The sequence below is a fragment of the Streptococcus parasanguinis genome, from assembly GCF_001069785.1.
In the GTDB taxonomy this organism is placed as follows: Bacteria; Bacillota; Bacilli; order Lactobacillales; family Streptococcaceae; genus Streptococcus; species Streptococcus parasanguinis_T.
Genome location: NZ_JVSR01000011.1, coordinates 1 through 13,914 on the forward strand (window position 1 = coordinate 1; position 13,914 = coordinate 13,914).

Here is a 13,914-nt window from a genome sequence, read left to right on the forward strand (position 1 = left end):
TGCTCGACAATCCAAAAACAATTAAGAGGCTAGGACTTTTGTCCCAGCCTCTTTATTTTTTTATACACATAAAAATATCCGAACGTTCCCAGTTGAGAAGGGCGATTTTAAGGGGATTGTGCTACAATGGAAGCAAATAGATAGAATGGAGCAGTGAAATGAAAGCAATTATTACAGTCGTTGGTAAAGACCAAAAAGGAATCGTAGCGGGTGTTGCAACGAAAGTAGCAGAATTAGGACTCAATATCGATGATATCTCTCAAACTGTATTGGATGAATACTTTACCATGATGGCGGTCGTATCGTCAGATGAGAAAAAAGATTTCACACAGCTTCGTTCAGAGTTGGAAGAATTCGGTCAGTCTCTGCATGTGAAAATCAATATCCAAAGCGCAGCGATTTTTGATGCTATGCACAATTTGTAAGATAGGGGTTGAGAATTTATGGACATTAGACAGGTAACAGAAACCATTGCCATGATTGAGGAGCAGAACTTCGATGTTCGGACTATCACCATGGGGATTTCGCTTCTCGATTGTATTGATCCAGATATCGAAAAGGCAGCTGAAAAAGTCTACAATAAGATTGTGACAAAGGCCAAAGATTTGGTGGCTGTGGGGGATGAGATTGCGGCAGAACTTGGCATTCCGATTGTGAATAAGCGGGTTTCAGTCACTCCAATTTCTATTATCGGAGCCGCAACAGATGCGACAGACTATGTACCCTTTGCCAAGGCGCTGGATCGTGCGGCCAAAGAAGTTGGGGTCAACTTTATCGGTGGCTTCTCAGCCCTTGTTCAAAAAGGCTACCAAAAAGGGGATGAAATCCTCATTAATTCGATTCCTCGCGCCCTTGCAGAGACGGATTTTGTCTGCTCTTCAGTCAATATTGGATCGACCAAGACGGGGATCAATATGACAGCTGTCCGAGATATGGGCCGTATCATTAAAGAAGCATCCCAAGCAGATCCAATGGGGCCTGGTAAGCTCGTAGTTTTTGCCAATGCAGTAGAAGATAATCCTTTTATGGCGGGTGCCTTCCACGGTGTCGGTGAAGCGGATGTTGTCATCAACGTTGGGGTTTCAGGACCTGGTGTCGTCCAAAGGGCGATCGAAAAAGTTCCAGGAGCTAGCTTTGATGTATTGGCTGAAACAGTCAAGAAGACAGCTTTCAAGATTACCCGTGTTGGGCAATTAGTGGGGCAAATGGCTAGTGAACGTCTCGGTGTTGAGTTTGGGATTGTAGACTTGTCTCTCGCACCAACGCCAGCTGTTGGGGATTCGGTTGCTCGTGTCCTTGAAGCGATGGGGCTTGAAGTAGTAGGAACCCACGGGACAACAGCAGCACTAGCTTTGCTCAATGACCAAGTGAAAAAAGGCGGGATCATGGCTTGTAACCAAGTCGGTGGGTTGTCAGGTGCTTTCATTCCGGTCTCAGAAGATGAAGGGATGATTGCGGCGGTCCAATCAGGCCATATCAACCTGGAAAAATTGGAAGCCATGACAGCCATCTGCTCGGTCGGTCTGGATATGATTGCCATCCCAGCTGATACTCCAGATACAACCATTGCGGCCATGATCGCCGATGAAGCAGCTATCGGAGTGATCAATCAAAAGACAACAGCCGTTCGGATCATTCCTTATGGAAAAGAAGGCGATATGTTAGAGCTCGGTGGACTTCTTGGATCTGCTCCGGTGATGAAGGTCAACAAAGCTTCATCAGCTGACTTTATTTCCCGTGGTGGTCAAATTCCTGCTCCGGTTCATAGCTTTAAAAACTAAGAGAAATCTAGTATAATAGTAGAAAATAGAAAAGTCTGTGATGATGAAACTCCAGACTTTTTTCTTGCAAAAGGAGACAAGATGGCTAAAACAAGATTATTTGTGATTCGTCATGGGAGAACCATGTTTAATACCATCGGCCGAGCTCAAGGCTGGTCCGATACGCCCTTGACAGCAGAAGGAGAACGAGGGATTCAGGCTCTGGGAATCGGCTTGCGTGAGTCCGGTTTGGAGTTTACTCGAGCTTATTCCAGTGATTCAGGCCGTGCCATTCAGACCATGGGGATCATTCTTGATGAATTGGGCTTGAAAGACCAGATTTCTTATCGCTTTGACAAACGGATCCGCGAGTGGTGTTTTGGTAGCTTTGATGGGGCCTACGGTGGGGAGCTCTTTCACGGTGTAGTGCCGCGTGTGCTAGATGTAGAAGACTATAAGACCTTGACCTTGGAAGACTTGGCCAATGGAATTTGCCAAGTGGACACAGCAAATTGGGCTGAACCTTGGGAAGTTTTGAAAAGCCGAATCCTAGAAGGTTTTGAAGCTATTGCCAAAGAAGTAGAAAAACATGGTGGAGGCAATGCCTTGGTGGTCAGCCATAGTTGGACCATTCAGACCTTGGTCTGCTTGATCGAAGGAAAACCAAATCTTAATCTGCCTCTTTCAAACGGTAGTGTTACCCTTGTAGAATACGAAGATGGAGTATTGACGGTTAAGGGGATTGGAGATAGCAGTTACCGTGAGGTCGGTGAAAGCTTGCAAGAATCCTAGTCCGTCCTGGAAGGCTGACCCTTTGGTCATGGCCTTTTCTTTTTCTCAAAACTTGTAAGAGCTTTCCTACTTTCTTTTTGTAAAAAATGATATAATGAAAGAGATACATACGGAGGTAATACAATGACAAAAACCAGATTATATATTGCTCGTCATGGAAAAACCATGTTTAATACCATTGGACGGGCACAGGGCTGGTCAGACACTCCGCTGACAGAAGCAGGAGAACGTGGAATTCGAGAATTAGGACTTGGTCTCAAGGAAGCTGGGCTTTCTTTTGAAGAGGCTGTTTCGAGTGATTCTGGACGCACCATTCAAACTATGGGAATTATTCTTCAAGAACTTGGTCTGACAGGAAAAATCCCTTATCGTTATGACAAACGGATCCGCGAGTGGTGTTTTGGTAGTTTTGACGGTGCTTATGATGGTGATCTCTTTATGGGGGTCTTACCTCGTGTCTTTAAGGTCGATGATTTCCATCAGTTGAGCCTAATGGAGTTAGCAGAAGGAATCGTCGAAGTGGATACCACTGGTTGGGCTGAATCCTGGAGTGCCTTGAGTGGCCGGATTAAAGAAGGATTTGAAGCCATCGCAAAAGAGGTAGAAGCAGCTGGCGGTGGCAATGCTATTGTGGTCAGCCACGGCATGACCATTACGACCTTGATTTATCTCATCGATCCAAAAGCAGTTGAAGAATTGGTCTTGGACAACGGAAGCGTGACGGTTTTGGCCTATGAAGATGGTGCCTTTCATATTGAAAAGATTGGAGATATGTCCTATCGTAAGGTTGGAGCAAAACTTCTAGAGGGTGGCCATGACGAATAAGTATAGACGCGCAAGAAAAAAACGTAAGAAATGGTGGTCTTACCTATTGAGTTTCTTTCTTCTTGTGGTCCTTGGATCAGGGATTGGTATTTACTTAGCGAAGCCAAGCTTGTTTTCAGGGCTTCAGTTTTGGAAGGCAAAAAAAACAGCTGTAACGACTCCCTCTTCTTCTAAGAAAAAGAAAGAAAAATCTGATTTACCAGCCGTTTCGACAAAAGACTGGCAGTTGATCTTGGTCAATCGTGACAATGTGAAGCCTGAGTTGAACCCACAATTGACAGACGTAGATGCTATCAAAGTGGATAGTCGGATTGTAGAACCAACTCGTCAATTTCTAGAGGCGGCTCGAAAAATTGCTCCAGAAGAAACCTTGATATCAGGCTATCGAAGTGTGGCCGAGCAAACAGAGCTTTATAATGAGCGTGTTGCGCAACTAGAGGCTAGCGGCCTTTCGCACGAAGAAGCTGAAAAGCAGGTGCAGACCCAGGTACAGGTCCCTGGTGCGAGTGAACACCAGACAGGGCTTGCGATTGATATGAGTGTCGAAGCTGGTCAAAGTGATGAGTTGGGCATGCAGCTGGCTGCCATCGCACCGCAATATGGCTTTGTCCTTCGCTACCCAGATGGCAAGAGCAACATCACGGGTGTGAATTTTGAGAATTGGCATTTCCGTTATGTTGGCGTAGAAAATGCCCAGTATATGGCCAAGCATCAGCTAGTATTGGAAGAATATATTCAACTCTTGAAAAAAGCTGGCAAATAAGAGGAAATTCACTTCTCTAGGTCTTAAGAATGATTTTTAGCACTCTTGAAAAAAGAGTGCTAATTTTTTGGTTTTTTCTCTTGACTTTCTTTTGGATGGGTGTATAATAGAATCATGGTTTAGCACTTGAGTGTTTAGAGTGCTAAAAAATGAAAGAGAGGTGAGGTCATGGTTACAGAACGTCAAAATGAGATTCTCAATCTTGTTGTCGATATCTTTACCAAGACCCACGAACCAGTCGGTTCAAAAGCGCTACAAGATGTGATTCAATCCAGTAGTGCGACCATTCGAAACGACATGGCTGCCCTCGAAAAGCAAGGCTTATTAGAAAAAGCCCACACTTCGAGTGGCCGCATGCCTAGCCGAGCTGGTTTTCAATATTTTGTTCAGAACTCGCTTGATCTAGAGTTGATTGATGAGCAAGATGTCTACCAGGTGGTGAAAGCCTTTGATTTCGAAGCTTTTAAGTTAGACGATATCTTGGATGCTACGGCCAAGTTACTAGCCCAGATGACGGGTTACACCGCAGTGATTCAGGATGTTGAACCGACACGTCAGCGCTTGACTGGTTTTGAGATTGTTCCATTATCCAATCACGATGCCTTGGCGGTTCTGACCTTGGATGAATCAAAGCCTGTCACCGTCCAGTTTGCCATTCCAAAGAATTTCTTAACCAGTGACTTGGAAATCTTCCATCAGCTGGTTCAAGAACGCTTCATTGGAAATACAGTTTTGGATATCCACTACCGCTTGCGGACGGAGATTCCACAAATTGTACAGCGCTATTTCAAGACGACAGATAATGTGCTGGATCTCTTTGATTACGTCTTCTCGCAACTGTTTCAAGAACTGGTCTTTGTAGAAGGAAAGGTTTCATCATTAACCTACGCCGATCTTCAGACCTATCAGTTCTTAGATAATCCCCAACACGTAGCCTTGGAGTTACGAGGGGGAATGCCAGAAGACCAAATGACCCAGATCCTGGTTGCGGAATCCCAAGAGAAGGCCTTGAAGAATGTGACAGTGATTAGCCACAAGTTCCTGGTTCCTTATCGTGGGATGGCCCTCATGCATGTGATCGGTCCCGTAGAGATGGATTACAGGCGTGTGATTAGCCTGGTCAATGTCATCGGCCGGGTACTGGTTATGAAGTTGACGGATTACTACCGTTACCTCAACAGCAACCATTATGAAGTAAATTAAGACCAAATGAAAGGGGTGTATGCCTTGACAGAAGATATCAAAAAAGAAGACGTGAAAGAAGAGGAAGTTGCCGAGACAACTGAAGAAGTTGTAGAGGAAAGCAACCAACCTTTTGAGTTAGAAGAAGCACAAGCGCGTGCCGAGGAATTTGAAAACAAATACCTTCGTGCTCATGCAGAAATGCAAAACATTCAGCGCCGTGCCAATGAAGAACGTCAGCAATTACAAAAATACCGTAGCCAAGATTTGGCAAAAGCGATCTTACCATCACTTGACAACCTCGAACGTGCCCTTGCCGTAGAAGGATTGACAGATGATGTGAAGAAGGGCTTGGAAATGGTCCAAGAAAGTTTGGTACATGCTCTGAAAGAAGAAGGAATTGAAGAAATTCCAGCGGACGGAGCCTTTGACCATAACTACCACATGGCCATCCAAACCTTGCCTGCAGATGATGAACATCCAGCAGACACCATCGCACAAGTCTTCCAAAAAGGCTACAAACTCCATGACCGCATCCTACGCCCAGCCATGGTAGTAGTATATAACTAGGCTACCTTGTCCGAAACGACACTAAACTATGAAAGAAAGATTAACATTGGTTTGGCTTTGCCAATAGTGAGCGAAGCGAACCAAAGGCGATACTCTTCGCCGTGGCGGTATCTTCGCAAACTTTGAGACCTGAGGCTCAAAGTTTAGTCAAAGAGATTGACGAAGTCAAGCTCTGACGGCGTCGCCACTTAAGAAGAGTATCAAAAAGAAAAAAAGGAAGAAAAAACTTAAGGAGAAAAACATATGTCTAAAATTATCGGTATTGACTTAGGTACAACAAACTCAGCAGTAGCAGTCCTTGAAGGAACTGAATCAAAAATTATCGCAAACCCAGAAGGTAACCGCACAACTCCATCTGTTGTGTCATTCAAAAACGGTGAAATCATCGTTGGTGACGCTGCAAAACGTCAAGCAGTCACAAACCCAGATACCATCATCTCTATCAAATCTAAGATGGGTACTTCTGAAAAAGTTTCTGCTAACGGTAAAGAATACACACCACAAGAAATCTCAGCTATGATTCTTCAATACTTGAAAGGTTATGCGGAAGATTACCTTGGTGAAAAAGTAACCAAAGCTGTTATCACAGTTCCTGCTTACTTCAACGATGCACAACGTCAAGCAACTAAAGACGCTGGTAAAATCGCTGGCCTTGAAGTAGAACGTATTGTCAACGAACCAACAGCAGCAGCTCTTGCTTATGGTTTGGATAAGACTGACAAAGAAGAAAAAATCTTGGTATTCGACCTTGGTGGTGGTACATTCGACGTATCTATCCTTGAATTGGGTGATGGTGTCTTTGACGTATTGGCAACTGCAGGGGATAACAAACTCGGTGGTGATGACTTTGACCAAAAAATCATCGACTACATGGTTGAAGAATTCAAGAAAGAAAATGGTATCGACTTGTCAACAGACAAGATGGCGCTTCAACGTTTGAAAGACGCAGCTGAAAAAGCGAAGAAAGACCTTTCTGGTGTCACTTCAACACAAATCAGCTTGCCATTCATCACTGCAGGCGCTGCTGGACCTCTTCACTTGGAAATGACCTTGACTCGTGCGAAATTCGACGATTTGACTCGTGACCTTGTAGAACGTACAAAAACTCCAGTTCGTCAAGCCCTTTCAGATGCAGGTTTGAGCTTGTCAGATATTGACGAAGTCATCCTTGTCGGTGGTTCAACTCGTATCCCTGCCGTTGTAGAAGCTGTTAAAGCTGAAACTGGTAAAGAACCAAACAAATCAGTGAACCCTGATGAAGTTGTAGCTATGGGTGCTGCGATCCAAGGTGGTGTGATCACTGGTGACGTCAAAGACGTTGTCCTTCTTGACGTAACGCCATTGTCACTTGGTATCGAAACAATGGGTGGAGTATTTACAAAACTCATCGATCGCAACACAACAATTCCAACATCTAAATCACAAGTCTTCTCAACTGCAGCAGACAACCAACCAGCCGTTGATATCCACGTTCTTCAAGGTGAACGCCCAATGGCAGCGGATAACAAGACTCTTGGACGCTTCCAATTGACTGATATCCCAGCTGCACCTCGTGGTATCCCACAAATCGAAGTAACATTCGACATCGACAAGAACGGTATCGTATCTGTTAAGGCGAAAGACCTTGGAACTCAAAAAGAACAAACGATTGTTATCCAATCAAACTCAGGTTTGACAGACGAAGAAATCGATCGCATGATGAAAGACGCAGAAGCAAACGCTGAAGCAGATAAGAAACGTAAAGAAGAAGTTGACCTTCGTAACGAAGTAGACCAAGCTATCTTTGCGACTGAAAAGACTATCAAAGAAACTGAAGGCAAAGGCTTTGATGCAGAACGTGACGCAGCTCAAGCAGGACTTGATGATCTTAAGAAAGCTCAAGAATCAGGTAACCTTGAAGAAATGAAAGCGAAACTTGAAGCCTTGAACGAAAAAGCGCAAGCATTGGCTGTTAAACTCTACGAACAAGCTGCAGCAGCACAACAAGCACAAGCAGGAGCAGAAGGCGCACAAGCATCAGGCAACGCAGGTGATGACGTCGTAGACGGAGAGTTTACGGAAAAATAAGATGCAAAGCCCGTTAAAACCTCACAGTGAAAATAGGAAATCTGACGCAGAAACTTTAGTTTCTAGGAAGATTTATCTTTTTCACCCAGAGGTTAGGGCGTGCTCAATTTAGCCGAAACTCAATTCAGCCTAACTAGTAAATGATAAAAAGACATCCAGAGGTTGCAACCCAGCCTCTGTTTTTCGGTAAAATAGAGGATGTTGCCTATGAAAAAAGTACTTTGCTTGATTTATCCTAATTTTTCTCTTTATGAGATAACTGCTTTAACGAGTACTTTAGCTCTGTCTTTTGATAGTACGATTGATTATGCCGCTTCAGATCATTCGATAGTGGTCTCTGAGGATGGCTTGCCTTGTCAACCAACGAAAACACTAGATCAAATCCGTATAGAAGAGTATTCTTGCGTGATTTTGCCAGGAATGGTCAATATAGGCCCTGCCCTACAGGATGAGAAATTGATTTCGTTCTTGAGGGATCTTGGTGAGCAAGATATCCTCATTGCAGCCATTTCTTCAGCGCCTCTTTTATTAGCGAAAGCAGGTCTGTTGAAGGACACGAAATTTACAGGTGGAATTTGGCAAAACTTCTTTGACTATTTTGAATTTCTTCCACGTGAGAATTTCCAACCGAAAGTGCTTGTGCAGGATAAACAAATCATTACGGCGATAGGCTTTGCGCATCAAGAGTTTGCAAGAAAAGTGATTCTAAGTTTAGGGCTGGCAGAGAATACGGACAACTATTTTAAAGAACAAAACGAGTATGCAGAAGAGGATTTGATATTTACTCTATCAGACCAAGAGTTTGATCAAGTGAAGCGAAGTATAGAAAACACCCTCTAAAGATGTACATGAAAATTATAGAAAGGAACAAAGAGTGTTCGGGGAATTGAACCCGAGCTCTGAAGTTTCTTACTCAATATGAAAGAAAGGAACTGAACCCGACCTAAATTCTCGGAAAAAAGATAAATCTGTCTAGGAGCATCGCTCCTACGTCAGATTTCCTATTTTTCAGTCGAATTTTACGGTCTTGGTATCTTAAATGAACAATACTGAATTTTATGACCGTTTGGGCGTTTCAAAGAATGCATCTCAGGATGAGATCAAGAAAGCCTATCGGAAATTATCTAAAAAATATCACCCAGATATCAACAAGGAGCCTGGTGCTGAGGAAAAGTACAAGGAAGTTCAAGAAGCTTATGAGACTTTGAGTGACGAGCAAAAACGGGCTGCTTATGACCAATATGGTGCTGCGGGTGCCAATGGTGGCTTCGGTGGCGGAGCAGGTGGTTTTGGTGGCTTTGATGGTGCTGGTTTTGGTGGCTTTGAAGATATCTTCTCTAGCTTCTTTGGTGGCGGTGCAAGTCGTAATCCAAATGCACCTCGTCAAGGGGATGACCTCCAATACCGCGTCAATCTCAAGTTTGAAGAAGCGATTTTTGGTGCGGAAAAAGAAGTCAAGTACCATCGGGAAGCTAGCTGTCATACCTGTCATGGTTCTGGGGCTAAGCCAGGGACTAGTCCGGTGACCTGTGGACGCTGTCATGGTTCTGGAGTCATCAATGTGGATACGCAAACCCCTCTTGGGATGATGCGCCGTCAAGTGACCTGTGATGTCTGTCATGGTCGTGGTCAAGAAATCAAAGATCCATGTACGACTTGTCGTGGAACAGGTCATGAAAAACAAGCTCATAGCGTGAACGTCAAGATTCCTGCAGGAGTTGAAACGGGTCAACAAATCCGCTTAGCTGGTCAAGGAGAAGCTGGCTTTAACGGTGGACCTTATGGTGACTTGTATGTTGTTGTCAATGTTGAGCCGAGCGATCGCTTCGAACGAGATGGCTCAACCATCTACTACAAGTTAGACTTGAACTTTGTCCAAGCAGCTCTTGGAGATACGGTCCATGTGCCAACTGTTCACGGAGATGTCGATTTGGTCATTCCTGAAGGAACCCAAACCGGTAAGAAATTCCGCCTCCGTGGAAAAGGGGCTCCAAGCTTACGTGGTGGTGCTATGGGGGATCAATATGTATCTGTCAATGTCGTCACCCCAACTGGTTTAAATGACAAGCAAAAAGAAGCCCTTCAAGCCTTTGCGGAAGCAAGTGATTTGAAGGTCAACCCAAAGAAAAAAGGGTTCTTTGACAAGGTCAAAGATGCTTTAGATGATTTATAAGAATGAACGAGTTTCCTTTTGAGTAAGGAGCTCGTTTTATTTTGGATCGAATCCAAGAACTTCCTCTCCTAATTAAAGAATAATGAAGACCCTCATTGAATTTATTAAGATATCGTGGTAAATTTAAGAAAGCGATTACAAAGACAATTTAGGAGGTCCTGATGAAATCACATCAACCACGTTATGCGATTCGCAAGTATGCAGTAGGAGCTGCTTCGGTGCTCATAGGATTTTTTGCTGGCGCGCATGTTGTAGCTGCAGATACGTCGAGCGTTACAGACAGTCCTTCAACGACAGTTCCAACTCAGCCAAGCGAGGGTGAGTCAACGATTTCTCTTAATGAGGAAGCTTCTCAGCCAACAGTAGAAAAACCAACGGCTCCTGCCCCAATCGTCGATCAAAGTCAACCGACACTGCCTGATCGTGAATTGCGGGTATCAGATCTTGACCGTTTGATTCGCGAAGAAGCAAGTTCTGTCGCAGAGTCGGATGTGGCAGCTCAACCAGCGACAGCAACGACGGAAACACCTACTAAAGATCCTGATCAGGAAGAAAAATTAGCCAAGAAAAAGATTGTTTCGATCGATGCCGGTCGCAAGTACTTCTCACCAGACCAAATCAAGGAAATCATTAATGAAGCTAGTAAGACGGGCTATACAGACTTGCATCTTCTAGTTGGAAATGACGGCTTGCGCTTTGTGCTGGATGATATGTCTTTGAAAGTGGGAGATACTTCTTATTCTAGCCAAGCCGTGACAGATGCGGTTGAAAAAGGGACAAAAGCTTATTACGATGATCCGAACGGGACAGCCTTGACCCAGGCTCAAATGGATGATATTTTGGCCTACGCCAAATCGAAGAAAGTAGGCGTCATCCCAACCATAAATAGTCCAGGTCACATGGATGCGATTCTGACAGCCATGGAACAATTGGGGATCGAAAACCCTCACTTTAATTATTTTGGTACAAAGAAATCAGCTCGGACCGTTGATTTGGACAACCAAAAAGCCTTAGACTTTACCAAGGCTTTGGTAGACAAGTATGCGGCTTATTTCAGCGGCAAGACCGAAATCTTTAACATCGGTTTGGATGAGTATGCCAATGATGCCACAGATGCCCATGGTTGGCAGGTTCTCCAAGCCAGCAAGCATTGGCCGGGTGAAGGGTACCCGGAAAAAGGCTATGAAAAATTCATCCAATACGCCAATGATCTAGCGGCTATTGTGAAAAAACATAAGATGAAACCAATGGCCTTTAATGACGGAATCTACTACAATGGTGATACTTCCTATGGCACTTTTGACAAGGATATCATTGTATCCTACTGGACAGGTGGTTGGAACGGCTATGATGTCGCTTCTTCAAAACTTTTGTCTGAACTAGGTCATCAGATTCTTAATACCAACGATGCTTGGTATTATGTGATTGGACGGGACAAGGCTGGATCTGGTTGGTACAATCTTGATCAAGGCCTCGAAGGAATTTCCAAGTCAGCAATTGATGTTGTTCAAAAAAATGACGGAGCGAAGGTGCCCTTCATCGGTGGGATGGTAGCTGCCTGGGCAGATACGCCATCTGCAACCTACAAAAAAGACCTTCTATTTAAGCTGATGCATGCCTTCGCGGACAAGAATGCGGACTATTTTGTAGCAGATCCTGAAGTGGTCGAAAAGGCTCTTACGGAAGCCCCAACTGATTTGGATCACTATACACCAGAATCGCTAGTAGCCTTTACGGCAGCTAAAAAAGCTTTGGAAGGGGTAGGGGTAGACACGACTCGAGCAGAGGCTAAAACCTTGATCGGCAATCTCAAAGCAGCTCAAGATGCTTTGGTATACACAGAAAGCTACGCGAAAGAAGTTGCAGCAAAAGAAGCGGAAGAAAAACTTGCCATGAAGAAGGTCATCTCGATCGATGCAGGTCGCAAATACTTCTCGCTGGATCAGTTGAAACGGATCGTCGACAAGGCCAGTGAGCTGGGTTATTCTGACTTGCACCTCCTTGTCGGAAACGATGGTATGCGCTTTGTCCTCGATGATATGACGGTGGAAGCCAATGGCAAAACCTATGCCAGTGATGATGTGAAAAAGGCCATTTTAGAAGGCACCAAGGCCTATTACGATGATCCAAATGGTCAAGCCTTGACCCAAGCAGAAATGGATGAACTCCATGCTTATGCTACTGCTAAAGGAATCGGCTTGATTGCGGCAGTCAATAGTCCTGGCCACATGGATGCTTTGTTGGTGGCCATGGAAAAATTGGGCATTGAAAATCCACAAGCCAGCTTTGATACGGTTTCAAAAACAACCATGGATTTGACCAATGAAGCAGCAGTCAACTTTACCAAAGCCTTGATTGGCAAGTACATGGACTACTTCAAAGACAAGTCTAAGATCTTTAACTACGGAACAGATGAATATGCCAATGACGCTACCAGTGCGCAAGGCTGGTACTACCTCAAGTGGTATGACCTCTATGGTAAATTTGCGGAGTATTCCAATAGTCTTGCAGCTATGGCGCGTGAAAAAGGCTTGCAGCCAATGGCCTTTAACGATGGCTTCTATTATGGAGATGAAGATGATGTTGCCTTTGACAAGGACGTCTTGATTTCATACTGGTCTAAAGGATGGTGGGGCTATAATCTCGCATCTCCACAGTATTTGGCAGATAAGGGCTATAAATTCCTTAATACTAACGGAGACTGGTACTATGTTTTGGGAAGAACACCTGAAACGGGTGGTGGTTATATTGAAAAAGCGATTGCCAATGCAGCTGCTACTCCATTTAGACAACTCCCAAGTACAACATATCCAGAAACATCTTTGCCGATGGTCGGTAGCATGGTAGCTGTTTGGTGTGATACCCCAAGTGAAGAATACATCGAAAAAAATGTCTTTGATCTCATGGAAGCTTTTGCCAACCATAACAAGGACTATTTCAAGGCGGACTTCACTGCTCTTAGAAAAGCAGTTGCTACGGTGCCAACAGATCTAGACATATACACACCAGAATCGCGCGCAGCACTTGCGAAAGTCTTAGATAACTTGAATTGGAATGTGAGCCGTGCTCATCAAGATCAGGTGGATCAAGAAGTGGCTGCTCTGACTCAAGCCCTTGCGGGGCTCAAGCCAATCACGCAAGTAGGTAGCTTGGCTGAAAATGACGTCAAAGCCCTAGTGGAAGACAAACCAAGTCTTGAAATCGTAGAAAAAGAGCTTGATTTTGACCTTGTGGAACGGACCAATCCAGATCTCGCTAAAGGAGAACGCAAAGTGATCCAGGCTGGGGTTAAAGGGCAAGGTCTTGAGTATGTAGAGGTTTCGGCACTTGATCAAAGTCGAAAAGTGATCGCTACAGAAGTTGCTAAAGAGCCAGTTGCAGAAATTGTTGAAGTCGGTACCAAAGAAATTGTGATCCCAACAAGCCCTTCAGTAGAAGCACCAGTGAAGTCAGACGTGCTTGTAAATAAAGTGGTTCCAGATCCTTCAACACCTCAAGTGATCGCGAAGGCTCAACCTGTAGCACCAGTAAATACCCCAACGCCAATTCCAGCAACTGTGGAAGAAGCGGTTCGTCCAGAAACAGTAAACTCTGACAAGCAACTTCCAGAAACAGGAGTGGAATCTGCTCTGGGACTCGCTTTACTAGGAGCGATCTTAGGAGCAGCAGGAATGGACTTGAAAAATAAAAAAAGAGACTGAGACCTAGTTGACTTGTAACAGGTCGAAGTTAGGAGAGTGGGACAGAAATCGGTAATTCGTTAGAATTCGATTTCGTCGTCC

At 44.5% G+C, this 13,914-nt stretch carries 11 protein-coding genes; all 11 read left to right on the forward strand.

Annotated features, from left to right (window positions below):
- Window positions 1-158: 158 nt before the first annotated feature.
- The 11 genes from ADG03_RS00910 to ADG03_RS00960 all read left to right on the forward strand — a co-directional run bounded on the left by ADG03_RS00910 (window position 159) and on the right by ADG03_RS00960 (window position 13,833).
- Window positions 159-425 carry an ACT domain-containing protein gene (locus ADG03_RS00910; protein WP_003004214.1) on the forward strand — a complete coding sequence of 89 codons (267 nt, stop codon included), beginning with the start codon at window positions 159-161 and terminating at the stop codon, window positions 423-425.
- Window positions 426-443: 18 nt separating this feature from the next.
- Window positions 444-1,781, forward strand: coding sequence for a PFL family protein (locus ADG03_RS00915; protein ID WP_049471980.1), 1,338 nt, complete (start codon window positions 444-446; stop codon window positions 1,779-1,781).
- 81 nt (window positions 1,782-1,862) lie between these two features.
- Window positions 1,863-2,552 (forward strand): histidine phosphatase family protein, encoded by a 690-nt coding sequence (locus ADG03_RS00920; RefSeq protein WP_049471979.1) that lies wholly within the window; start codon window positions 1,863-1,865, stop codon window positions 2,550-2,552.
- A 123-nt stretch (window positions 2,553-2,675) separates the two neighbouring features.
- Window positions 2,676-3,377 carry a histidine phosphatase family protein gene (locus ADG03_RS00925; RefSeq protein ID WP_049471978.1) on the forward strand — a complete coding sequence of 234 codons (702 nt, stop codon included), beginning with the start codon at window positions 2,676-2,678 and terminating at the stop codon, window positions 3,375-3,377.
- Complete coding sequence (locus ADG03_RS00930) at window positions 3,367-4,140, forward strand: M15 family metallopeptidase (protein ID WP_049471977.1); 774 nt, start codon at window positions 3,367-3,369, stop codon at window positions 4,138-4,140. Before ADG03_RS00925 ends, ADG03_RS00930 begins: the two co-directional genes overlap by 11 nt.
- Window positions 4,141-4,308: 168 nt before the next feature.
- Window positions 4,309-5,343 carry a heat-inducible transcriptional repressor HrcA gene (gene hrcA / locus ADG03_RS00935; RefSeq protein ID WP_003004578.1) on the forward strand — a complete coding sequence of 345 codons (1,035 nt, stop codon included), beginning with the start codon at window positions 4,309-4,311 and terminating at the stop codon, window positions 5,341-5,343.
- 24 nt (window positions 5,344-5,367) lie between these two features.
- Window positions 5,368-5,892 carry a nucleotide exchange factor GrpE gene (gene grpE, locus ADG03_RS00940; protein ID WP_338151649.1) on the forward strand — a complete coding sequence of 175 codons (525 nt, stop codon included), beginning with the start codon at window positions 5,368-5,370 and terminating at the stop codon, window positions 5,890-5,892.
- 243 nt (window positions 5,893-6,135) lie between these two features.
- Window positions 6,136-7,959, forward strand: coding sequence for a molecular chaperone DnaK (gene dnaK, locus ADG03_RS00945; protein WP_003014055.1), 1,824 nt, complete (start codon window positions 6,136-6,138; stop codon window positions 7,957-7,959).
- 207 nt (window positions 7,960-8,166) lie between these two features.
- Window positions 8,167-8,799 carry a DJ-1/PfpI family protein gene (locus ADG03_RS00950; RefSeq protein WP_049471975.1) on the forward strand — a complete coding sequence of 211 codons (633 nt, stop codon included), beginning with the start codon at window positions 8,167-8,169 and terminating at the stop codon, window positions 8,797-8,799.
- Window positions 8,800-8,998: 199 nt separating this feature from the next.
- Window positions 8,999-10,132 (forward strand): molecular chaperone DnaJ, encoded by a 1,134-nt coding sequence (gene dnaJ / locus ADG03_RS00955; RefSeq protein WP_003004734.1) that lies wholly within the window; start codon window positions 8,999-9,001, stop codon window positions 10,130-10,132.
- Window positions 10,133-10,293: 161 nt separating this feature from the next.
- Window positions 10,294-13,833, forward strand: a complete 3,540-nt coding sequence (locus tag ADG03_RS00960; RefSeq protein WP_049471974.1) for a family 20 glycosylhydrolase — start codon at window positions 10,294-10,296, stop codon at window positions 13,831-13,833.
- Window positions 13,834-13,914 lie beyond the last annotated feature (81 nt).